The sequence below is a fragment of the Streptomyces sp. Sge12 genome (assembly GCF_002080455.1).
GTDB lineage: Bacteria > Actinomycetota > Actinomycetes > Streptomycetales > Streptomycetaceae > Streptomyces.
In genome coordinates, this window is sequence record NZ_CP020555.1 from 1379588 (window position 1) to 1400670 (window position 21083).

The window sequence follows — 21083 nt, forward strand, 5'->3', positions numbered from 1 at the left end:
GGGGGGCGGCCGCCGGTCACAGCGAGCGGAACAGGTCCACGTACCGGGCCAGGAGGCCGTCCCAGGAGAACCGCTCACGAGCGGTGCGCAGCGCCGCCTCGCCCAGCCGGTCCGCCAGCGCGCCGTCCGCCAGGAGCCGCCGGCAGGCGCCCGCCAGGGCGCCGGGGTCGCCGGGCGGCACCAGCAGGCCGGTCCGCCCGTCCTCGACGACGTACGGGATGCCGCCGACCCGCGAGCCGACCACCGGCGTGCCGCAGGCCATCGCCTCCACGAGGACCATGCCGAACGACTCGGCCGCCGTGACGGAGGGCAGGACCAGCACCGCCGCTTCGCGCACGGCGCGGACGAGATCGGGTCCGGTCAGCTCGCCGGACGCGGTGACCCGGTCCGCGAGGCCGAGCGAGGCGGCCAGGGCGAGCTGGTCGTCGACCGCGTCGCCGCCGCCGACCAGGCGCAGCCGGGCCCCGGGTACGTCGGCCAGGGCGCGGACGAGGACATCGACCCCCTTCCATGCCGAGGACCGGTCGATGCGGCCGACGTAGAGGAGCGTCGGCGGTCGGGTGGAGGGCGGCGGGCCCGGCGTGAAGCGGCCGGTGTCGACGCCCGGACTGATCTCCAGGGCTCCGGGCCGTCCGGCGGCCAGGGAGACGGGGGACACGGCGACCAGGGCGCGGGCCCGGGCGAACACCCGGGGCAGCAGCCGGCGTTCGTACAGGCCGATGAGGCGGTCCGCGGCGCCGGTTCCGGGCCCGCCCTTGTGCATCGGGCCGGCGTGGTAGGTGAGCACGGCCGGCCGGTGGCCCGCCATGGCCACGGCGAGGTCGCCGAGACCCGGTACGGGGGCGTGCGCATGGACCACGTCGGCGCCCGTACGGCGCAGCCAGTACCGCAGCTGAAGGGGCCACAGGGGGCTCACGGGCGTGTTGGAGAGCCGGAACCAGGCGCCGAGCCGGACGACCCGCACGCCGTCCTCCACGGAGGTGCGGGTGCGCAGGCCCGGCCGGCTGGTGAGGACGACGGCGTCGAGGCCGGGCGCCTCGTGCACGGCCCGGGCGACCCGGGCCGCGTACTGCTCGACTCCCCCGAGGTGCGGCGGGTAGTAGGGGGTGACGACGGCCACCGTGCGGGAGTTCACAGGGCGGCCCGCAGCAGGCCGGGGAAGCGCTCCGCCTCGGCGACGTAGCCGGGCAGGCGGCGCCGCAGCTGCTCGCGGTAGTCCACGTCGTCCTGGAGCAGCGGTGCGACCAGCGCCCACAGCCGGGCATGTGTGACGTCCTCGATGGCCAGCACGTGGGCGCCGAGGCCGAGATCGGCCATGATGCCGCGGGTCTTGTGCTCGTACTCGATGGCCACGCAGGGCACGCCGCTGGTCAGCGAGAAGATCACCGAATGGAAGCGGGTGCCGATCAGCAGGGCGCACTCCCGGTAGACGCCCTTGAGGTCGCGGTAGTCCACCCGGTCCTCGATCAGCAGGGGCTCCTGGGTGCAGTGGGCGGCGATCCGGCGTTCCACGATGCGGTCGTCGTCGCCCAGGTAGTCGGTGCTGACCTGCGGGATCAGCACGACGCGGGCTCCGGTGGCCTGGACGGAGTCGATCGTCGCGGCCAGGGCCCGTTCGTACGCGTCCTGGGCGGCCGGGGCCAGCCAGCGCCTGGCCGTGACCCCGACGAGCCGCTGCTCCGGTGGCACGCCGAGCCGGGCCCGCCAGTCGGAGGACGGCGGCGGGTCGAACGCGAAGCCCGAGTCGACGCCGCGGGTGACGACCGTGTCGGGCAGGCCGCAGCCGCGCAGTTGGGCCGCGCTGACGTCCTCGCGGGCCAGGACGAGCGGGGACCGGCCCAGCGCGCGGGCGACCAGGCGCCGCTGGAGGGGCGAGGGGAAGGGGCCGTAGGACTGCGGGGCGAAGACGACGGGCACGCCGGCCCGCTGGGCGAGCAGGACGGGCAGCAGGACGAAGAAGACGTTCTGGTGGCCGTCGAGGCCCGGGCGGGCCAGGACGTACGCGCCTCCGGTGGACACCACCAGGTCGGCGCCGGCCAGGGCGTCCGCCTCGCGCCGGGCCTCGGCGGGCAAGGCCCTGCGCAGCAGGGCGGCCGCGGTCCGGGGCAGCAGGAGGAGGCCGGCACCGGCCGCGCCGACGTACACCTTCCGCAGGATCCGGCGGGAACGCGAAGCGGTGCCGTCGGCGACGTGGCGGCGGATCGAGCCGAGGTTGGGGGCGTCCTCGAACGCGGGGTGGACGGCGGGGTCCTCCATGCCGGCGACCCGGACGTCGGCGCCGGGGAACGCCTCGCGGATCTGGCGCAGGCAGACGGAGAGCAGCGCGGCGTCGCCCGCGTTCTCCCGGACGTAGGCGTTGATCACCACGATCTTCACGGGCGGTACCTCTCGGCAGGTGGTGCGGCGGACGGCGCGGCGGCGGACAGCGGGGCCGCGGACGGCGGGGCGGCGGCCGCGGGCCCGGGCAGCCGCACGGCGCGCAGGGGCAGGGTGTCGACGAGGGCCGGGCCCGGTCCGGGGTCGGCGTCCGGTTCCGGCGGGCGGGGCGCGGACGGCCGGCCGCGCAACAGGGCGGCGGTGGCGAAGAGTCCGGCGGCCAGATTGCCGATGCCCCAGGCGCAGCCGACCCGGACCAGCCCGTGCGGCGCCCACCACGCGGCCAGGCCGATGGTGGTGCTCGCGAGGACGGCGTTGGCCGCGATGAGTTGCTTCATCCGCTGGGCCAGCTTCAGGCCGAAGCACGCCCAGGTGTTGAGGGCGACGGGGAGCGCGGCGACGGCGAGCACGCCGAGCAATCCCCTCGCGGCCGTGGTGTAGCCGCCGCCGAACACCATCAGGAGCAGTCCGCTGCCGGCCGCGACGACGGCGACGGCGGGTACCTGGACCGCGGCGATGATCTTCGCGGAGCGGCGCAGGAGTTCACCGAACCGGGACGGGTCGGAGGAGACCTCGGCGAAGACGGCCTCGCCCACGGCCGTGGAGACGGAGTTCAGGAGGGCGGCGATCTGGAAGGCGACGAAGTAGTAGCCCGCTTCGGCGGCGCCCAGCTTCTGGAGCACGATCAGCGGAGTGATCAGGACGGGCGCCAGGTTGATCAGGCTGGAGACGTAGCTGGCGACCGAGAAGCGCAGTTGCTCGCGCAGCCGGGTGCCCCGGGTGCGGAAGTCGAACCGGAAGCCGAGGCGGCGCCGGAGCAGCAGCAGGGCCGCGGCGCCGGCGACCGCGTAGCCGATGCCCGCCGAGCCGAGGATTCCGGCCGCGCCGAACCCGGCCAGGGCGACGGGCGCGGCGAGTTTGGCGAGGCCTTGGAGGATCCCGTCGAACAGCACGTTGTACTGCGCCATGCGGGCGCTGATGAAGACCGACTTGACCAGGAGGTTCAGCGAGGCACAGGCGCAGGACAGGACGAAGAGGGCGGCGAGGTGCGCGTGGTCGCGGACGAACAGCAGCTTGTGCCCGTACCAGGGCAGCCCCAGCAGGTAGATCCCGGCGGCGCCGCAGGAGACCAGCAGCACCAGGGCCGTGGACTGGGTGATCTGGCCGTTGCGGGCCCGGCCCTCGGCGGGGAAGCGGATCAGGGTGCTGTTGAGGCCGAACATGCTGAGGTAGGACAGCAGCGAGGTCGCGGAGATCAGCGAGGTGGCCAGCCCGACCTGCTCGGGCGGGTAGAAGCGCGCCACGACCACCCAGAAGAGGAAGCTCAGCCCGGCCGTCGTGACCGTGGACGCCAGCAGGAAGAACGAGCTGCGGAACATCTGGTCCGCAGGCCGGGCGTGCTTACCCACGGCCGGCGTCCCCGTAGTGCCCGAGCAGCGCCGTCACGTGCCGGTCCCAGCCGAAGGACGCCTCGGCGAACGCGCGGGCGGCGGCTCCCATCGCCGCCCGCCCGGCGGGGTCCGCGACCAGGCCGTCGAGCGCGGCCCGCAGCGCCGGAACGGTACGGGGCACCAGCAGGGCGACGCTGCTGTCCAGGCCGTACGGGGCGTAGCCGGGGTCGTCGGTCGTGACGACGGGCAGGCCCGAGGCCATCGCCTCCTGGACGGTCAGCGGGAAGCCCTCGGCGGTGGAGGGCAGGGCGAACACGTCGCAGGCGCGGTAGGCGTCGGCGAGGTCCTCGGCGGACAGGGAGCCGAGGTGGTGCACTCCGGAGCGTCCGGCGAGGGCCGCGGCGTCCCCGTCACCGGCGAGGACGAGCTCGTAGGCGCCGTCGCCGGCATGGGCGTCGAGGAGGAGGTCGTACCCCTTCTTGGGGACGAGCCGGCCCGCGAAGAGCACCAGGGTGGGCCCGGCCGGCAGACCGAGCCGCGCTCGGGCCGCGGCGCGTTCCGCGGGGTCGGCCGGCGGCCGGAACAGGCCGGTGTCCACGCCGTTGGCGAGGTGGTGGCGGGCCTCGGCGCGGGCGCCGAGCCGGCGGACGAAGGAGGCGACGTCGCCATTGACGGTGAGCACCCGGCGGGCGCGGCGGAGCTGGAGCCGGCCCGCGACGGCGTAGACGGCCCGCTGGACGCCGCGTACGAGGGCCGAGGGGTGCGCCACCAGGCCGACGTGCTGGGTGACCACGGTGGGGGTGCGGGTGGCGGCCGCGGCGAGTCCGGCGGCCCAGGAAGAGGCGTACAGGCAGTCGTGGACGTGGACGACGTCGGCGTGGCGGGCCCAGCGAAGGGCTGCGGGCAGCAGCGACGGCGAGAACAGCGGGAAGGGGACGCCCGACCGGCGCTCCACCACGTTGGACGCGGCGACGCGGACGACGCGGACGCCGTCCTCGCGGTGGGTCCCGGCGCGGTCGCCGCTGGTGAGGACGGTGACGTCGGCGCCGTGCCGGGCCAGGTGGAGGGCCTCGTTGCGGACGACGTTCTCGATGCCGCCCACGTGCGGCGGGTAGTAGTGGCTGACGAGCAGGACCCGGGGCCGTCGCCGGACGTGGTTCATCGGTAGACCACCGCCCCTTCATTGCTGTAGATCAGGTTGCGTGTGGTGTCGAGGAGGTCGCGCGGATACCGGTACGTCACGAGGTCGCCCCGGAAGAATACGGTGACCTCGTCCTTGCGGGTGGGGGTGGAGCCGAGCAGGACGTAGGACTGGGACCTCAGCAGCGCCGGGTGGACGCTGTCCTGCGTGCGGACGGTGAGGAGGGTCTGCAGACGGCTGAAGGAGTACCGGTCCGTCTGGACGACAAGGTCGTCGCCCGCCGCCCGCTGGTTGAGCCACATGGCGGCCCGGCGGTCCTCGGCGTGCGGGTAGTAGATGTCGTACGAGGGACCGGAATTGCTCAGCGCGAGCTGGGCGGGGTAGCCGCCGAGTGCCTTGGGGACGGCCCCGGTCAGGTCGAGCAGCAGCCCGGCGACGACGACGCACAGCAGGGGCAGGGCGCGGCGGCCGGCCCAGCGCACCGCCCACAGGGCGCCGGCGGCGATGAACGGCGCGAAGAACAACAGGCCCTGCTGGAAGGCGCGGAGCACGCTGTAGTCGACCGACAGCTGCGGCACCAGCGTGAACAGGCCCATCATCGCGAGGGCGCCCACGGTCAGGGTGACCTGGTCGCGAACGGGCGTGAAGGGGCTCCTGCGGCCGCGCAGGGCGATCACGAACCCGACCAGGACCAGGACTTGGAGCAGCAGGGCGGCGGCCTGCCGGAGCACCCCGTTGAGGGCGGGCACGCTCAGGCCGACGGTGTCCAGCGCCCGGCCGGCGGTGGTGAGCGGCAGGTTCTCCTTCTCCGCCACGGGCGTGGGGTATTTCGCGAGGTTCTCCAGCGGCAGGTACTTGCCCTCGGCGCGGTCGGCCCGGGTGTAGCCGATGGTGTCCTCGCGGTATTCGGCGAGCCGCTCCCCCGGGGTGACTCCGGCGCCGCCGAAGAGGCTGTAGCGGGTGTCGGAGGAGCCGCCGCGGGCGTCGCCGGACCCGAACAGGTCGCTCGCGACGACCCGCAGTGTGCTTTCGAGCTGGCCACCGGTGTGGGTGAGGGGACCGGCCCAGAGCAGGGCGAGCGCGGCCGGTACGGCCACGGCCCACCAGGTCAGGAAGGTCCGCATCCCGCCTTGGCCGACGGCGCGGTGCGGATGGGCGCGGCCCGGCCGGGAGGCCAGCCGCCAGACCTTGTCCACGGCGAACGCGGTCGCCAGGGTGCCGACGATCACGTAGATCGTCGAGTAGTGCGACAGGACCACCCCGGCGAGCAGCACGGTGAACACCGCGCGCCGCAGGGGCAGCGGGCGCCGGGAATCGGTCAGGACGAGCATCGCGCAGGCCAGCAGCAGGAAGGCGATGGCCTGCCGGCCCAGGAACGGCATGTCGGTGAAGAAGGTCGGGAACGCCATGAAGAACACGGCGGAGAGCAGCGCCACGAGCGGGGACGCCACATTGCGCACCGCACGGTGGACCAGTACGGGGGTCAGGGCGAACAGCAGCGGCAGGACGGCCTTGAAGACGTAGATGTCCTCGATGCCGGTGAGCCGGAACACGCTGACCGGCAGCAGGGTGATGCTCAGGCACGCGTTGTACGGGTCGGTGTAGGCGGAGATGTCCCAGAAGCCGCCGCCGAGGGTGAGCCGGAAGTAGAGGTACTCGCGCTGGATGTCGTGCCCGGTGATGTACCAGCCGCGCAGGGAGGTGAGCAGCAGCAGGGTGGCGGAGGCCGCGTAGAGCCCGGCCTCCAGGACGAGCGGGGAGCAGCGTCCGCGGCGTACCAGCAGGAGGACGATCAGCGCCGTGACGACGACCAGGGCGGCCGTGCTGACGGCGCCGCCCAAGCCGTTGTTGAGCCTGATCGGTCCGGCCACGGACAGCAGGAGTGCGGCCCCGGCCGTCCAGGCGACCGGGCGGGCGCCGCGGCGGGGTGCGCCGCGCAGGAGGGGCCGTGGTGACTGGGGGGCGAGGATTCCGAGGACGAGGAGCACGAGGGTGGTCGCCGACGCCAGCGCCAACCGGGTCAGGGGCCGTTCCACCCCGAGCAGCGGAAGCACGGTGTTGACGCCCAGCGCCACGAGGATGTCGAGGAGCACGGCGAGGCCGGCCGCCAGCAGGAGGGAGCCGCTGCGGGTGGAGACCACCCTGTCGGTGAAGCCGCGCAGCAGCAGGACGGGTGCGGCGAAGAGCAGCCACAGGCCGACCGGGGCGAGCAGGAGGGCGGGGACGCCGGGCAGCGTCTCGACGGCGCAGGCGGGGCCGAGGCTCAGCAGGACGCCGAGCCGTCCGCGCAGCCAGGGGGGCGGGTTCATATCCCTGCCTTCCGGTACACGAGCTCCACCTGCCGGGTGACTTCCTCCCAGGTGTGGCGGCGGGCCCGCTCGGCGCTGCGGCCGGCCAGCCGGGCGCGCAGGGCGGGGTCGGACGCGAGGCGGTCCACGGCGGCGGCGAGCGCGGCCGGCTCCGGTGCGGCCAGCAGGCCGACGCCGCGGAGCAGTTCCGTGGTGCCGGGGACGTCGGTGGCCAGGACGGGAAGGGCCGCGGCCATGGCCTCCAACGCGGCGAGGGGCATGCCCTCGCGGTCGGAGGGCAGCACGAAGGCGTCGGCGTCCGCGTAGGCGGCGAGGAGGTCCCCGCCGTGCAGGGGCCCGGTGAACTCGACGCGCTCGCCGAGGCCGAGGCGGGCGGCACGGGCGCGCAGGTCGGCGTCGAGCTCGCCGCCGCCGACGATGCGGAGCGTGACCGGGGCCTCGGTCAGGTCGATCGCGTCGAGCAGGCGTGCCACGTTCTTCTGGGCGCTGAGGCGGCCGACGTAGAGCAGCCGCAGGGGCCGGTCGGTGGCGGTCGCGGTGGCTGCGCCGGCCGGGACGGCGGCGGACCGGAAGAACTCCGCAGCGACGCCGTTGGGCACCACGTGCACCCGGTCGGGCGGCACCCGGTAGGCGTCCTCGACGAAGCGGGCCTGCTGCTCGGTCAGGACGATGACCGCCGCGGCGGCGCGCGCGACCCGTCCGAAGACGTGCTTCTTGTAGGCGGGCAGGAGTCCGCCGAGCCGGCCGCTGGCGTCCACGTCGAGGTGGAAGTGGAGCACGAACGGCTGTCGGCGCAGCCGGGCGGCGAGCGCCACGGTCTCCGGCAGGAGGGCGTGCGCGCAGTGCGCGTGCAGCACGGCGCCGCGCGGCGCGGCCAGGAGGGAGCCGAGGAGCCCGGGCGCGATCGCGGTGTGGGCGAACTCGGCGGCGCGGTGCCTGCGTACGGCGACGCCGTCCTCCCGGGCCCGCCGCGGTGCGCCGCCGGAGCCCAGCGTGGTGGTGACGACGCGGACGTCGTGGCGTTCGGCGAGGTGGCGCGACAGGTGCAGCACGACGCGCTCGAGGCCGCCGAGGTGCGGGGGGTAGTACGGGGTGATCTGGACAACGGTGCGCATCAGAGTTCCGGAGGCTTGCCGAAGCGGAAGTGAAGGGTCTGCGGGTGCCCGGTGAGCGAGACCCGGACCAGGGCGACGTCGTTGCCCTTGGCCCGGATCCGCGCCGTGACCGGGACCGCGGCGCCCTGGTGGGGTTCGACGGGGTAGGTCTCGGTCGCCAGCACCTTGCCGTCGGCAGCCTCGACGGTGAGGGTCGCGACCAGTGACCGGGCTCCTGAGCCGTGGTCGTTCACGGCGAAGGGAACGAGGACGCTCGCTCCGTCGAACCGCGGGTTCTCGGTGAAGTAGAGCTCGATGAAGGCGGTTTGCCGACGGGTGAACGAGTCCAGCAGGATCGTCCGCACGGGCGGCAGCGACCAGGCGCCCGCGCACAGGGCGGCCGCCACGGCCAACACCAGGGCCGCTCGGATCAGGCGCTTCCTCATGCCGGGGTGCGCCGCCGTTCGTAGCGGGCGGGGCGGCCCTGACCGGGCCGGCGGAAGCGGTGCTCGAAGAGCTGGCGCAGATTGGCCATCCCGTCGGGCAGCGCGTTGAGCTTCACCTCGCCCTGGCGGTTGCGGTATTCGATGGGCACTTCGAGGTAGCGGTAGCCGGCCCGGGTGGCGGCGTTCTTGATCTCCTGGGAGAAGGCCATGCCGGTCGACTTCACGTCGACGCCGTCCCAGACGTAGCGCCGGAAGACCCACATGCCCGACTGCGAGTCGCGCAGCCCGTTGCGGAACAGGGCCCGGCTCAGGGCGCTCAGTGCGTAGTTGGCGACGGTGTGGGACCGCTTCATCGCCGAACGGTTCTCGCGGCGGAGCCGGTTGGTCGTCATGAACTCGACGTCGGCCTCGGTCAGGGTGCCCAGCAACTCGGGCAGGGAGTCGAACGGGTAGGTGCAGTCGGCGTCGCCGGTCGCTATGACGTCGCCCTTGGCCGCGCGGAACCCGGCGTGGTAGGCGTTGCCGTACCCCCGCTCCGGCTGCGAGACGACGGTGGCGCCGAGCGCGGCGGCCACCGCGGCGGTGTCGTCGGTGGAAGCGTTGTCGACGACGATGACCTCGGTCTCCCAGCCCAGCGCACGGAGCGCGCCCGTGGGCACCGAGTTGACCACGGTGGGCAGGTTGGGCGCCTCGTTGAGCGCCGGAATCACGACGGAAAGCGTATTCAATTCATCCCCCGGTGCCGGAACAGAACGACGGCCGTACGAGCGCCCCGGCAACTGAGGGCCTTCACATCGTGGAGTCTCGGCCGCATGTCGAGCCGGGCGGTCTGCTGGGTGTTTCTGTTACGGACGTCAACCCGGTGTCCGGGCCAGCGGTGACCCTATCCGACGCGTGAGACGCCGATCCACCGGGGTGACCCGCCTGTAATGATCGGATCAGGGCCGGCCCGGCCGAAAAGAGCTCAACCGACGAGCCACGAACCGACAGGCTTGATCTCCTTGTCGAGCTTCCCGCCCTTCAGCGCGAGAACCTGATCCGCACTCAGCGGCTTGTCCCACACCAGGACGTGACCGATGACACCGGCCCAGGGCCCGCTCCAGATCCCGTGATGGCGGGAGCGGCCCAGCTGCAGCGGCCCCTGGCCCGACCAGGCGGCCGCCACCGGGGCACGGCCGGCCTCCTTGCCGTCGACGTACAGCGTCAGCGTCTTGGCCTGGGCGTCGTACACGCCGGTCAGCAGGGCCCAGGTGCGGACCGTGTTCAGGCCTTCCGAGGCGGCGGCCACGGCGGTGGAGGCCGCACCCTTCTCGTCGGTCTGCATCCGGAACACCCAGGACTTCTTGCCGTTGCTGTCCTCGCGACCCAACTCGAAGGAGTACGAGGTGCCGTCGCCCTGGCTGATGGCGAACCGCGAGCCGCCCTCGGCCTCGTTGTAGACCCAGGCGGAGACGGTGAAGTCCTTGGACGCGTCGACCACCTGCTCGGCGGCCTGCGCGTACGAGTTGCCGTTGCTGCGCAGGCGCAGCACGTTGCCGTTGTCCACCTTGCCGAGAACGGCGTCGGGGCTGAGCGCGATGTTGACCTGGCCGGAACGGTCGCGCAAGAGGTTCGGCTCGCCGGGGACAGTGGGCGAGTTGGTGTCCTGGCCGGGGGCGGCGGTCGCCGACCGGGAGGCGCCGGGGCCAGGAGCGTTCCCCTCCTTGCCGGTTCTCTCCAGGATGAAGAGCCCGGCGCCGACGCCGAGGCCGCATGCCGCCAGCCCGATGGCGGCCATCCAGATCCGCTTGCGCGTCCGCCGCTGCGACTCCGAACGGTCCGCCATCGCCTGCCAGTCGGGCTGGGGCGGGGGCGTGAACCCGGTCGACTGTGGCTGCGGCTGCGGCTGGGACTCCAGGGGCGGCTGCTGCGCCCCGGGTGCCTGGGGATGCTGCGGCGGCTCTGCGTCGGTCCCCGGCAGGGACTGCGGCTGCGGCTGCGGCTGCTGGTACGGATTGGGCTGCCAGACCTGCGGAAAGCCGTAACCGCCGGGCGTCCCCTGGGGGTATCCGTAGCCCCCCTGCCCCGCGGCGGGGTCCGGCTGGGGAGTGCTCGTACGATCCGTACCGTCAGTCATGGGACGGATCGTAAAACATGACCGCCGGACCGCCACCAGACGGTACGGCACGAGTATCGGCGGGGCGTTCCGGGCGGTGCACCCGGCCGCTGACCGCGCCCCGAGATCGCGGACACGGACCGCCCCGGCCCCCATAATGATCAAGGGGCCGTTTCAGATTGCTCTGAAACGGCCCCTGACCGACTCCTTCGAGTCGGGACGACAGGATTTGAACCTGCGACCCCTTGACCCCCAGTCAAGTGCGCTACCAAGCTGCGCCACGTCCCGTTGTGCCTGCGACCTGGGGTTTCCCCGCGCTCGGCGGCACATGCAGAACATTACCCCACGCAGAGGGGTGTGCATGCACCGGTAATCACCGAGAGGGAGGATGGGGTGGTGAACGCACGGGATCGGGACGTTGACGGGCGGGCGCGCAGTGCGCGGCCGCGGGACGGGTTGGGGCGGCCGCTGCCGTACGGGGCCGCCGGCGTGGAGCGGCAGCCCGAGGGGGTGGTGCGGTCCGCCGCGGAGACCGTGCGGGAGGCGCAGCGGTTGCTGGCCGCCGGGATGCCGTTCCACGCGCACGAGGTGTTCGAGGACGCCTGGAAGTCCGGGCCCGCGGCCGCGGCGCCGCTCTGGCGGGGCCTCGCGCAGCTCGCCGTCGGGTTGACGCACGCCGCGCGCGGCAACGCGGTCGGCGGGGCGCGGCTGCTGCGGCGCGGGGCCGCCGGGATCGAGGGGCTGGACGGGGTGCCGTACGGGGTCGACGTGCCGGGCCTGGTGCGGTGGGCCGGGGAGCTGGCCGGCCGGGTGGAGGCCGGCGGCCGGCCGGTCGACCCCGTACGGGAGGCTCCCCGGCTAGCGGGCGGCGGGCTGTAGCAGGTCCCAGCGGTTGCCGTACAGGTCTTCGAAGACCGCGACGGAGCCGTACGGCTCGTGGCGCGGCTCCTCCAGGAAGTGGACGCCCTCGGCGGTCATCCGGGCGTGGTCGCGGGCGAAGTCGTCCGTGTACAGGAAGTGGCCGACGCGGCCGCCCGTCTGGTCGCCGACCCGGGAGCGCTGGGCCTCGTCCTTGGCGCGGGCCAGCAGCAGGGCGGACTCGGTGGCGCCGGGCGGGCGGACCACGACCCAGCGGGAGCCGTCCGGGCGGGCGGTGTCCTCGGCGAGGTCGAAGCCGAGGGCGCGGGTGTAGAAGTCGATGGCCTCGTCGTAGTCGCGGACGAGGAGTGCCGTGAGGGCGATGTGGGAGGGCATGCCCTCATTGTGTGCCGACGAGGACCACCTCGAGCGTGCGGGGGCCGTGCACCCCCTCCACCCGGTCCAGCTCGATGTCGCTGGTGGCGGAGGGGCCGGAGATCCAGGTCAGCGGGCGCGTCGGGTCGAGGAGCGGCAGGGCCTGCGGAATGGAGTCCACCACCTGGTCCGGGACGCGGACCACGCAGATGTGGTGGTCCGGGACCAGGGTGATGCGCCGCCGGCCCTGGTCCGGGCCGGCGTCCAGGACGATCGTGCCGGTCTCGGCGACGGCCAGGGCGCAGCCGGTGACCACGCTGTCGACCCGGTCCAGTTCGTACGGGGTGGAAGCCGCCCGGTCGGGGACGCGGTCGGGGACCCGGATCGGGCCCGCGGCCGGGAGCCAGTGCGGGGGCAGACCGGGCGGAACCAGCACGGACCGGGCGCCCCGTTCCGCGAGCAGCCGCGCGATCAGGGCGGGCAGCCCCTCCTCGTCCGTGCGGTGGACCACGGCCCGGTACTCGGCGAGGTGGGCGGCGAGCAGGTCCACCCGCTGGGCCGGGGTGCGGGCGCCGTGCACGTGGAGGTAGTCGCGGGGGATCTCCACCGCGGGGGCGTCGTCGCGCAGCGCCCGGCGGATCCGGCCCAGGATGCGGTCCTTGCTGCTCATCGCGGGTCGCTCCGTTCCCGGGCCCACCAGTCGCGGAAGGACTCCGCCGGCACCGTGGGCAGTTCGCGGCTGTCGGTCCAGGCCCGCCCGGCGCCGGGGAGCCTGCGGGGCGCCAGGCGCCGGGCCCGGGCGAGCAGCCGCTCCGCCGCGCGCAGGGCCCCGGGGCGGTCCAGGAGCAGCCGGGCGGCCCGCATGGCGGCCCGTTCGGCGGTGTGGCCGTCCGCGGGGCGGAGCGTGACGCGGACGCCGCCGCGGGTCACCGGGCCGCCCTGGGCCACCCGCTCGCGGAGGTGGACGAGGACCTCGGGGATGTCGATGGCGACCGGGCAGACCTCGTAGCAGGCTCCGCACAGGGTGGACGCGTAGGGCAGTGAGGCGTCGATCGCGCTTCCGGTGCCGCGGAGTTGGGGGCTGAGGATCGCGCCGATGGGGCCGGGGTAGACGGAGCCGTAGGCGTGGCCGCCGGCGCGTTCGTAGACGGGGCAGACGTTGAGGCAGGCGGAGCAGCGGATGCAGCGCAGGGCCTGCCGGCCGACCTCGTCGGCGAGGGTGTCGGTGCGGCCGTTGTCGAGGAGGACGAGGTGGAAGGCGGAGGGGCCGTCGCCGTCCGCCCCCCTCGAAGGGCCCAGCCCGGTCCACATCGTGGTGTACGGGTTCATCCGCTCGGCCGTCGAGGAGCGCGGCAGCGTCTGGAGGAAGATCTCCAGGTCGCGGAAGGTCGGGACGACCTTCTCGATGCCCACGACCGAGATCAGGGTCTCGGGCAGGGTCAGGCACATCCGGCCGTTCCCCTCGGACTCGAAGACGACCATGGTGCCCGTCTCGGCGACCATGAAGTTGGCCCCGGACACGGCGACCTTGGCGCGCAGGAACTTCTCCCGCAGGTGCAGGCGTGCCGCCTCGGCGAGTTCGCGCGGATCGTCGCCGAGGGGTTCGGGCGCCGCCCGTCCCCAACCGCCCATCTCCGCGCGGAAGATGTCGCGGATCTCGGCCCGGTTGCGGTGGATGGCCGGGACCAGGATGTGGGACGGCCGGTCGTGGCCGAGCTGCACGATCAGCTCGGCGAGGTCGGTCTCGTACGCGGCGATCCCGGCGGCCTCCAGGGCCTCGTTGAGCCCGATCTCCTGTGTGGCCATGGACTTGACCTTGACGACCTCGCGCTCGCCGGTCGCCCGGACCAGGTCCGTGACGATCCGGTTGGCCTCGTCCGCGTCGGCGGCCCAGTGGACGGTGCCGCCGGCCGCCGTGACCGCCTCCTCCAACTGGAGCAAGTAGCGGTCGAGATGGCGCAGGGTGTGGTCCTTGACGGCCCGGCCCGCGGCGCGCAGCCGGTCCCAGTCCTCCAGTTCGGCGACGGCCCGCCGGCGTTTGTCACGGATGGTGTGCGTGGCGTGCCGCAGGTTGGCCCGCAGCCCCTCGTCCCGTACGGCCTCCCGCGCGGCGGCCGGGAAGGCGGGCGCGGCGGCGGGGAAGGCGGGCATGCCCAGGTGGGTACCGGTCACGGCAGCGGTTCCTCCTCGGTGGCGGCCAGGATCTCGGCGAGGTGCAGGGCGCGGATCGGGCTGTCCGCGCGGCGCAGCAGGCCGTCGAGGTGGGCGAGGCAGGAATTGTCGGCGCCGCACAGGACGCGGGCGCCGGTACCGGCCGCGGCCGCGATCTTGTCGGCGCCCATGGCGGTGGACACGTCCGGGTTCTTGACGGCGAAGGTGCCGCCGAAGCCGCAGCACTCCTCGGCGCCCGGCAGTTCGACCAGGTCGAGGCCCTTGACCGCGGCCAGCAGCCGCCGCGGCCGGTCCCCCAGCCCCAGGCCGCGCAGGCCGTGGCAAGAGGGGTGGTAGGTGACGGTGTGCGGGAAGTACGCGCCCACGTCGGTCACCCCCAGCACGTCCACCAGGAACTCGGTCAGCTCGTACACGCGCGGTGCGAGCGAGGCGGCCGCCTCGGCGAGCTCGCCGCCCCGCCCCTCCGCCGCCGCCTTCCGGCCGATGCGCGGGTAGTGCTCGCGGATCATCGCGGCGCAGGATCCGGACGGGGTGACCACGTACGGGTACCCGGCGAAGGCCCGTGCGGTACGCCGCACCAGCGGTTCGGTCTCGTACCGGTAGCCGGTGTTGTACTGCGGCTGCCCGCAGCAGCTCTGGGCGGCCGGGAAGTCCACGGCGACGCCGAGCCGCTCCAGGAGGCGTACGACGGCGATGCCGGTGCGCGGGTACAGGGCGTCATTGACGCAGGTGACGAACAGCGCGGCTCGCATGATGGGCACAATAGCCCGGTGAAGAAGTTCTCAGTGATCGGCATAGGCGCGGGCGACCCGGACCACCTGACCCTCCAGGCGGTCAGGGCGATCGGCGCGGCGGACGCATTCCTCATCCTGGAGAAGGGCGAGGAGAAGGCGGATCTGACCGGGCTGCGGCGCGCGATGCTCGACGCGCACGCCCGCCCCGGCCACCGGCTGGTGGAGGGCCGCGACCCGGACCGGGACCGGACTCCCGCCGACTACACCCCGACGGTGGACGGCTGGCGCAGCGCGCGGGCCGCGCTCTTCGAGCGCTTCATCGCGGAGGACCTGGCGGACGGCGAGACGGGCGCGTTCCTGGTCTGGGGCGATCCCTCCCTCTACGACTCCACGCTCGCGATCCTCGACGAGGTGCTGGAGCGCGGCCGGGTGGCCTTCGAGCACGAGGTCGTGCCCGGCATCAGCAGCATTTCGGCGCTGCTGGCGCGGCACCGGACCAACCTGAACCGGGTCGGGCGCCCCGTCCAGATCACCACCGGCCGCCGGCTGGCCGAGGGCTGGCCCGAGGACGTGGACGACGTGGTGGTCATGCTGGACGCGCGGCACGCCTTCACCGCCCACCTGGACCAGGACCTCTACATCTACTGGGGTGCCTATGTCGGCACCCCGGACGAGATCCTGGTGCAGGGCAAGCTCGCGGAAGTCGCCGGGCGGATCGAGGAGCTGCGCACCGAGGCCCGCGCCCGCAAGGGCTGGATCATGGACACGTACCTGCTCAGGCGCGCCTGAGGCAGGACGGGAGGACGGCGGCGAGGCGTTCGTACTCCTCGGGGCGGTTGTAGATCTGGCCGCAGACGCGGATGCCGCCGCCGCCCGGCCAGGGCCAGATCAGCACCCGGATGCCCTGCTCGGCCGCGATCCGCTCGCGCAGTTCGCGGGCGCGCTCCGGGGTCTCGGCGACGCCGGCCGGCAGGCGCAGGGTGCGCATCGCGAGCCCCTCGCCGTGCGGGAGCGCGGTGAGCCCGGGGAGCTCGGCGAGCAGGGCCGCGCCGTGGGCGGCCAGCGCGCTGTTGTGGGCCCGCACCTTGGCGGCGTCGAGGCGTTCGAGGAGGTCCAGCCCGTCGGGGGCGGCGAGCCAGCCGGTGTAGTCGGCGGTGGCGCGGTTCTCGACGGAACGCGGGAATCCGTGCGAGTCCTCCCAGGACGGTACGAGCGCCCGGATGCGGCTGCGGTGCTGTGGGGCCACGGCCAGGACCGCGCTGCCGGAGGGCGCGTAGCCCCACTTGTGGAGGTTGCCGAACCAGAAGTCGGCGCCCCCGGCGAGGGGGTCGGCGAGCATGCCGGGGGCGTGGGCCCCGTCGACGACGGTGGTGACCCCGCGTACGCGCAGCTCGGCGAGCAGCCGGGGGGAGGCGATGATCCGCGCGGTGGGCGAGCTGACGTGGTCGAGTACGGCCACCCGCGTACGGGGGGTCAGCGCGGCCAGCACGGTCTCCCGTACGGCGTCCTCGTCGGGCAGGCGGGGATCGAGGGCGACGGTGGTGACGGGGGCGCGGCGGGCGGCGGCCGCGACGACGGTGCCGTAGCCGTGGTCGGTGACCAGGATCTCGTCGCCGTCGGCGAGCGGGACGGCGTCGAGGGCGAGGTTGGCGCCCTCGGTGGCGTTGGCGATGAAGGCGATGCCGTCGGGGTCGGCGCCGAGGTGCGCGGCGATCCGGGTGCGGGCCCGGGCGAGGCGGTCCGGGACGGCGATGAAGAAGGCGTCGGGGTCGGCGTGTGCCTCGGCGCGGAGCGCGGCCTGGGCCTCCTGGACGGGGACCGGGACCGCGCCGAAGGAGCCGTGGTTCAGATGGGCGACGCGGGGGTCCAGGTGGAACAGGGCGGGCCCGCCGGGGAATGCCTGGGCGGGCCCGGCGGAACGAATCGTCTCGGTCACTGCTCCTCCGGGGATCCGGTGCGGCTGTCCTGCGGATCATCCCCCGCCGCCGGTGATGCCGGTAGACCGCCCTCGCTCGCGTCCCCGTGAACACCGCCGTGGGTACCGCCGGGAGCACGGTCGTGAGCAGCGCCGAAGGAGCGACGCCCGTACGCGAGCAGCTCGCGCACGGCAGGGCCGTGCGCGGTGCGCCAGACCAGGCAGAGCAGGGCCGGGATGTCGACGTCGTCGAGGACGCGGACGGTGAGCCGGTCGCGGTAGGCCTCGGCCATGGACTCGCTGAGGACGGCGACGCCCAGCCCGCGCGCGGCGAGGTCGGCCAGCGCGTCCGCGGCCCCGGCCTCCAGGGCGATCGCCGGCCGCAGGTGCTGAGCGGCGCAGGCCCGGTCGAGGACCGCGCGCAGGCCGGTGCCGGTGGGCATGCAGATGACGGGATGGCCGCCCAGGTCGCGCAGGGTGACCCGGGGCCGGCCCGCCAGTGGGTGGCCGGGCGGGACGGCGACGACGAGCCGCTCGCTGACGATCGTGAGGGCCTCCAGATCGGCGGGGGCCGCGGTCGCCGTCCCGATGAGGGCCACATCGACGGCGCCGGCGCGCACCCCCTGGACGAGCCGGTCGGAGTTCTCCTCCACCAGGGCGATCTCCACGCCGGGATGGGTCCGGTGGAAGGCGGCGAGGGCGTCGAACAGCGGGGTCACGGTGCAGCCCACGACCATGCCGACCGTGATCCGGCCCCGGATGACGCCCGCCACGTCCCCCACGGCCTGGCCGACCGCCTCGGCCGCGGCGAGTGCGGCCCGGGCGGGTGCGAGCGCGGCCTCTCCGGCGGCGGTGAGGGTGGCGGTGCGGGCCGAGCGGTCGAACAGCTCGGCGCCCAGCTCGCGCTCGAGGCGGCGGATCTGGGCGCTGACCCCGGACTGGCTGATGTGCACCCGCTCGGCCGCCCGGGTGAAGTTCTGCTCCTCGGCGACGGCGACGAAGTAGGCGAGCTGCCTCAGTTCCATGACCAGGGATTCTAGTTTCCAGAAGAACCAGCTGTTGGACTTCTGATCACCGGGGATCCAGCCTGGACGTACGCGGCACGGCGGCACGGCCGCGCAGCGGACGACGAGACCCGTGGAGGAAGTCGTGTACGAGAAGGCGATGCGCCCCGAGGACATCACCCGCCTGTTCGTCGAGCGTTCCAACGCCGGGGACGCGGCAGGGGTCGCCGCGCTCTACGAGGAGGACGCGGTGCTGGCGTACCCGCCCGGGGAGCGGACCGTGGGCCGGAAGGCGATCCAGGCCCTGTGGGAGCAGGTGCTGGCCCACCGCCCTGTCTTCGAGCCCGAGGAGCCGTTGCCGACGCTGATCAGCGGTGGCATCGCCCTCACCTCGACCCCGCCGAAGGACGGTTCCGGCGCCCGCGCGCAGGTCGTCCGGCGCCAGCCCGACGGCAGCTGGCTGCGCCTGCTCGACCAGCCCGAATTCGCCCCGCCGACCGGCTGACGGCCCCGGCGGGCCCGGCGCGCCGGGCGGGGCGCCGGGCCCGGCGCCCCGCCCGGCTCCGTCCCGGCCTACGACTCGCGTCCGCTGGTGGCCGCGTAGTACTGGAGGTCCTGCACCTCCACCTGGTGGTCCACCCGGTACGGCAGGTCGACCCGCACCCCGCCCTTGCCGCCCCGGACGACCTGCGCCGCGCTGGTCCCCGGCTTCAGCGGCACGAGCTGCGCGTGGATGCCCGCGGGGGCCTCGTGGCTGCTCTCGGTCGTTCCGACGGTGGTGCGGACCGATCCGGGGCCGGTGAGGAAGCTCAGCACCTCCACCTTGTCCCGGGGCGGGGCGCTCCCCCTGCGCAGCGACATCACCAGCGACTGGTCGCCCGTCGGGTCGGCGGCCGCGAACTGGGTGCGGGCCGAGAGGTAGAGCGTGTCCCGGACGATCTTCGGCCAGCTGCCGGTCTTGAACCTGGTCAGGTAGTACGAGGTCAGGTCCAGGTACGCGTACCCGTTGTGCAGGGAGGGGGCGAACTGACTGCCCTCCGAGTAGTCGTTCCAGGTGGTGAGCTGCACCCAGTCCGCGCCGTCCTCGATGGCGCGCGTCCAGGTGGAGCGCAGCGTCGCGGTGTTGCCCGCCTCGTCGTAGATGCCCTGGTTGGGGCGCGCGTCCTGGACCGACACGGGCTGCATCCAGATCTTCCCCATGCCGTGGGCCCGCTGGACGTCGCGCGTGGAGCTCTCTTGGCCGACGTAGCTGCGGCTGCCCCATTCGGAGAAGCCGTGGCTGATCGGGGCGAACGCGCCGCTGTGGGCGCCGAAGTCGAGGAAGAGCGGGACGAAGGCGGTGCGGATGCCGTGCTTGGTCTGGAGGAGGTCGAGGGCCCGGGTCCACCAGGCCACGCTTTTCTCCTCCGCCTTGAAGGGGGAGACCACGAGCCGGCCGTCGGGGAGCCGGTGCGCGGCCGGTGCGTCGGCGAGCGTGGCGAGCGCCTCGGCGAGCACCGCGGGGTCGTCGGTCTTCAGCGAGGTCATGTCCGGCATCAGCATGATCTTGAACGACGGGTCGACCGAACGGGCCGCCGCCATCAGCAGGTTGGAGCGGTCCCAGTTCTTGCCGGAGAGGGAGAGCAGGTCGAGGGTGAAGCCGTCGATGCCCGCCGCGCGGGCCGTGCGCACCTCCTGCTGGAGGTTGGCGTACTCCCAGTCCCCGGTCTTGGGGGTGACGGGCAGCGGCCGGTCGCGCAGCAGGCCGCCGTACCTGCCGTGCTTGCCGCTCTCGCCGTCGGGGTTGAGGTAGTTGCGGGTGTAGTAGTCGCGGTCCGCGGCCGCGTTGTCGAGGGAGAGCGGGTACGGGGTGAAGTAGTGCGCGAACACCAGCTTCTTGCCCGCCGCGCCGGAGCGCAGCGCGGCCGGCTGGGGCATGTCGAAGGGCAGGGCGCCGGTGGGGCGTTCGGCGCCGGTGTCCACGGCGCCCTCGGGGTTGCCCTTGGCGGCCGCGCCCTTGGTGGGGGCCGGGGGCGGGGCGGGTGACGGGACGGCCGCGCCGGGGGCGGCATCGGTCCCGATGGCCGCCGGGAGGCCGCCCTGGGCCGAAGCCCCTTCCACGGAAGCTCCGCTGAGGGGGTCCCAGGCCGTTCCGGTGGCCGCACAGACGCCGACCAGGAAGAAGGCTGAGAGCAGCGTGGCGAGCAGCGGCCGGCGGCCGCGGAAGGCCGGCCGGCGCCGGTGCGAGACCGGCCCGCTCCCGGCCCGCCGTGCCGCACGGTGCTGTGCCCGCCGGTCCGTTCGCCGGTCCGCTGTCATTCTGGTCCCTCCCGCGAATATGCCCCGAGGAGGGGCTGGACAGCAGTAGAGCCCAATCCCGGCTTCCGGACAACTGTTCAAAGGAACCAGGGCCCCGGTACGTACGTCACACGGACCACGGGAACTACGCAGCCCGTCCGGCGACGCGTGCGGAGCCCCCACCTGGGCCGCAGCGAACCCGTTCTTCGGAATGCGACATTCCCCTAGCCTTGCGTCGTTAGTGGCGCATAATCGACGTCACGCGGCCAGAAAAAACCCTCTCGCCGCGCCTGGTCACGCATGCAATGGGGGCATCGTGCCGATGAGGGAATCCGGGGCCATGGGGGAAGCCGGGTCGATGAGGGAAAAGGGGTCGACCGGAATGCTGCCGGCGACGTCCGCCGAGATGTCCCGGCTGCTCACCGCCGTGCGGCGGGGGCGCGTCCTGACCGTGGCGGGAGCGTTCCGCGAGCCGCGGAGCTTATTGGTGCGGGAGATCGCGCGGCGGATCGCGTCCAACTTCTACGACGGGGTGGCCCTCGTCGCAATGGACCCGCTCCACGGCGGCTACGGCGTCCGCGAGCTGACGGCCGAGCTGGGCTCCGTACCCGGCATGTCGCAGTCGGCGTGCGGGAGGACCGACACCGCCTCCTGGCTGGCCGAGCGGGACATGCTGCTCGTCCTGGACGGCGCGGAGCAGCTCGGCCCGGACGCCCTGGCCTGGCTGCGGAAAGTGCTGGCCGTGGCCCCGGGACTGCGGATCCTGGCCGCCGGGCGGTCTCCGCTCGCCTTCGAGCAGGAGCGGATCCACCGGCTCTGACCGCCCGCCGCCCGCCGCGCCGTTACGTGCGCGGCACACCGCCGCCATGGAGCCGCCACGGCCCTGCCATGGCGCT

The 21083-nt window shown here is 73.9% G+C and carries 20 protein-coding genes and 1 tRNA gene; 4 read left to right on the top strand and 17 right to left on the bottom strand.

Annotation, left to right across the window (positions count from 1 at the left end):
* Positions 1-16 precede the first annotated feature (16 nt).
* From B6R96_RS06185 to B6R96_RS06230, 10 genes are all read right to left on the bottom strand, one after another.
* A complete protein-coding gene (locus B6R96_RS06185; protein WP_081521887.1) occupies positions 17-1135 on the bottom strand; it encodes a glycosyltransferase family 4 protein in 1119 nt (372 codons plus the stop codon).
* Positions 1132-2376 carry a polysaccharide pyruvyl transferase family protein gene (locus B6R96_RS06190; RefSeq protein ID WP_107475474.1) on the bottom strand — a complete coding sequence of 415 codons (1245 nt, stop codon included), beginning with the start codon at positions 2374-2376 and terminating at the stop codon, positions 1132-1134. The genes B6R96_RS06185 and B6R96_RS06190 overlap by 4 nt, the downstream gene beginning before the upstream one ends.
* A complete protein-coding gene (locus tag B6R96_RS06195) occupies positions 2373-3785 on the bottom strand; it encodes a lipopolysaccharide biosynthesis protein (protein ID WP_159396291.1) in 1413 nt (470 codons plus the stop codon). Before B6R96_RS06195 ends, B6R96_RS06190 begins: the two co-directional genes overlap by 4 nt.
* Complete coding sequence (locus tag B6R96_RS06200; protein ID WP_081521890.1) at positions 3778-4929, bottom strand: glycosyltransferase family 4 protein; 1152 nt, start codon at positions 4927-4929, stop codon at positions 3778-3780. The genes B6R96_RS06195 and B6R96_RS06200 overlap by 8 nt, the downstream gene beginning before the upstream one ends.
* On the bottom strand, positions 4926-7217 hold the full coding sequence (locus tag B6R96_RS06205; protein ID WP_081521891.1) for a DUF2206 domain-containing protein: 2292 nt from the start codon (positions 7215-7217) through the stop codon (positions 4926-4928). Before B6R96_RS06205 ends, B6R96_RS06200 begins: the two co-directional genes overlap by 4 nt.
* A complete protein-coding gene (locus B6R96_RS06210; RefSeq protein ID WP_081521892.1) occupies positions 7214-8332 on the bottom strand; it encodes a glycosyltransferase family 4 protein in 1119 nt (372 codons plus the stop codon). Before B6R96_RS06210 ends, B6R96_RS06205 begins: the two co-directional genes overlap by 4 nt.
* Positions 8332-8757 (bottom strand): hypothetical protein, encoded by a 426-nt coding sequence (locus tag B6R96_RS06215; protein ID WP_159396292.1) that lies wholly within the window; start codon positions 8755-8757, stop codon positions 8332-8334. The genes B6R96_RS06210 and B6R96_RS06215 overlap by 1 nt, the downstream gene beginning before the upstream one ends.
* Positions 8754-9467 carry a glycosyltransferase family 2 protein gene (locus B6R96_RS06220; RefSeq protein ID WP_051779065.1) on the bottom strand — a complete coding sequence of 238 codons (714 nt, stop codon included), beginning with the start codon at positions 9465-9467 and terminating at the stop codon, positions 8754-8756. Before B6R96_RS06220 ends, B6R96_RS06215 begins: the two co-directional genes overlap by 4 nt.
* Positions 9468-9721: 254 nt before the next feature.
* Positions 9722-10873 (bottom strand): LamG domain-containing protein, encoded by a 1152-nt coding sequence (locus B6R96_RS06225; RefSeq protein WP_159396293.1) that lies wholly within the window; start codon positions 10871-10873, stop codon positions 9722-9724.
* Positions 10874-11066: 193 nt separating this feature from the next.
* Positions 11067-11140, bottom strand: a tRNA-Pro gene (locus B6R96_RS06230).
* Positions 11141-11248: 108 nt separating this feature from the next.
* Here B6R96_RS06230 and B6R96_RS06235 point away from each other — a divergent pair.
* A complete protein-coding gene (locus B6R96_RS06235; RefSeq protein WP_081525004.1) occupies positions 11249-11731 on the top strand; it encodes a DUF309 domain-containing protein in 483 nt (160 codons plus the stop codon).
* Here B6R96_RS06235 and B6R96_RS06240 read toward each other — a convergent pair.
* Genes B6R96_RS06240 through B6R96_RS06255 form a run of 4 tightly spaced genes read right to left on the bottom strand, consistent with a single transcriptional unit; the run spans position 11711 to position 15009 of the window.
* On the bottom strand, positions 11711-12106 hold the full coding sequence (locus B6R96_RS06240; protein ID WP_030385113.1) for a VOC family protein: 396 nt from the start codon (positions 12104-12106) through the stop codon (positions 11711-11713). The two genes, B6R96_RS06235 and B6R96_RS06240, sit on opposite strands and share 21 nt — an antisense overlap.
* 4 nt (positions 12107-12110) lie before the next feature.
* On the bottom strand, positions 12111-12755 hold the full coding sequence (locus B6R96_RS06245; RefSeq protein ID WP_081521895.1) for a LutC/YkgG family protein: 645 nt from the start codon (positions 12753-12755) through the stop codon (positions 12111-12113).
* Positions 12752-14257, bottom strand: a complete 1506-nt coding sequence (locus B6R96_RS06250; protein ID WP_081521896.1) for a lactate utilization protein B — start codon at positions 14255-14257, stop codon at positions 12752-12754. The genes B6R96_RS06245 and B6R96_RS06250 overlap by 4 nt, the downstream gene beginning before the upstream one ends.
* A complete protein-coding gene (locus B6R96_RS06255) occupies positions 14254-15009 on the bottom strand; it encodes a (Fe-S)-binding protein (RefSeq protein ID WP_081521897.1) in 756 nt (251 codons plus the stop codon). Before B6R96_RS06255 ends, B6R96_RS06250 begins: the two co-directional genes overlap by 4 nt.
* Before the next feature lie 18 nt (positions 15010-15027).
* Between B6R96_RS06255 and cobF the strand changes: the two genes are divergently transcribed.
* Positions 15028-15780 (top strand): precorrin-6A synthase (deacetylating), encoded by a 753-nt coding sequence (gene cobF, locus B6R96_RS06260; protein WP_081521898.1) that lies wholly within the window; start codon positions 15028-15030, stop codon positions 15778-15780.
* Here cobF and B6R96_RS06265 read toward each other — a convergent pair.
* On the bottom strand, positions 15767-16927 hold the full coding sequence (locus B6R96_RS06265; protein ID WP_081521899.1) for an aminotransferase class V-fold PLP-dependent enzyme: 1161 nt from the start codon (positions 16925-16927) through the stop codon (positions 15767-15769). The two genes, cobF and B6R96_RS06265, sit on opposite strands and share 14 nt — an antisense overlap.
* The gene (locus tag B6R96_RS06270) at positions 16924-17931 is read right to left on the bottom strand and encodes a LysR family transcriptional regulator (RefSeq protein ID WP_081521900.1); all 1008 of its coding nucleotides are present in this window, start codon (positions 17929-17931) and stop codon (positions 16924-16926) included. Before B6R96_RS06270 ends, B6R96_RS06265 begins: the two co-directional genes overlap by 4 nt.
* Positions 17932-18070: 139 nt before the next feature.
* Here B6R96_RS06270 and B6R96_RS06275 point away from each other — a divergent pair, with 139 nt between their 5' ends.
* The gene (locus tag B6R96_RS06275; protein ID WP_053168967.1) at positions 18071-18415 is read left to right on the top strand and encodes a YybH family protein; all 345 of its coding nucleotides are present in this window, start codon (positions 18071-18073) and stop codon (positions 18413-18415) included.
* A 68-nt stretch (positions 18416-18483) separates the two neighbouring features.
* Here B6R96_RS06275 and B6R96_RS06280 read toward each other — a convergent pair whose 3' ends face one another.
* Complete coding sequence (locus tag B6R96_RS06280; RefSeq protein ID WP_078937783.1) at positions 18484-20208, bottom strand: glycoside hydrolase family 71 protein; 1725 nt, start codon at positions 20206-20208, stop codon at positions 18484-18486.
* A 361-nt stretch (positions 20209-20569) separates the two neighbouring features.
* Between B6R96_RS06280 and B6R96_RS06285 the strand changes: the two genes are divergently transcribed.
* A complete protein-coding gene (locus B6R96_RS06285; RefSeq protein ID WP_030385122.1) occupies positions 20570-21007 on the top strand; it encodes a hypothetical protein in 438 nt (145 codons plus the stop codon).
* Positions 21008-21083 lie beyond the last annotated feature (76 nt).

What these genes read in the sequence shown, in the direction of transcription:
- B6R96_RS06200 (WP_081521890.1), bottom strand. Translation starts at nt 4,929, where the DNA reads ATGAACCACGTCCGGCGACGGCCCCGGGTCCTGCTCGTCAGCCACTAC.
- B6R96_RS06205 (WP_081521891.1), bottom strand. Translation starts at nt 7,217, where the DNA reads ATGAACCCGCCCCCCTGGCTGCGCGGACGGCTCGGCGTCCTGCTGAGC.
- B6R96_RS06210 (WP_081521892.1), bottom strand. Translation starts at nt 8,332, where the DNA reads ATGCGCACCGTTGTCCAGATCACCCCGTACTACCCCCCGCACCTCGGC.
- B6R96_RS06215 (WP_159396292.1), bottom strand. Translation starts at nt 8,757, where the DNA reads ATGAGGAAGCGCCTGATCCGAGCGGCCCTGGTGTTGGCCGTGGCGGCC.
- B6R96_RS06225 (WP_159396293.1), bottom strand. Translation starts at nt 10,873, where the DNA reads ATGACTGACGGTACGGATCGTACGAGCACTCCCCAGCCGGACCCCGCC.
- B6R96_RS06240 (WP_030385113.1), bottom strand. Translation starts at nt 12,106, where the DNA reads ATGCCCTCCCACATCGCCCTCACGGCACTCCTCGTCCGCGACTACGAC.
- B6R96_RS06245 (WP_081521895.1), bottom strand. Translation starts at nt 12,755, where the DNA reads ATGAGCAGCAAGGACCGCATCCTGGGCCGGATCCGCCGGGCGCTGCGC.
- B6R96_RS06255 (WP_081521897.1), bottom strand. Translation starts at nt 15,009, where the DNA reads ATGCGAGCCGCGCTGTTCGTCACCTGCGTCAATGACGCCCTGTACCCG.
- B6R96_RS06270 (WP_081521900.1), bottom strand. Translation starts at nt 17,931, where the DNA reads ATGGAACTGAGGCAGCTCGCCTACTTCGTCGCCGTCGCCGAGGAGCAG.
- B6R96_RS06275 (WP_053168967.1), top strand. Translation starts at nt 18,071, where the DNA reads ATGCGCCCCGAGGACATCACCCGCCTGTTCGTCGAGCGTTCCAACGCC.
- B6R96_RS06280 (WP_078937783.1), bottom strand. Translation starts at nt 20,208, where the DNA reads ATGACAGCGGACCGGCGAACGGACCGGCGGGCACAGCACCGTGCGGCA.
- B6R96_RS06285 (WP_030385122.1), top strand. Translation starts at nt 20,570, where the DNA reads ATGCTGCCGGCGACGTCCGCCGAGATGTCCCGGCTGCTCACCGCCGTG.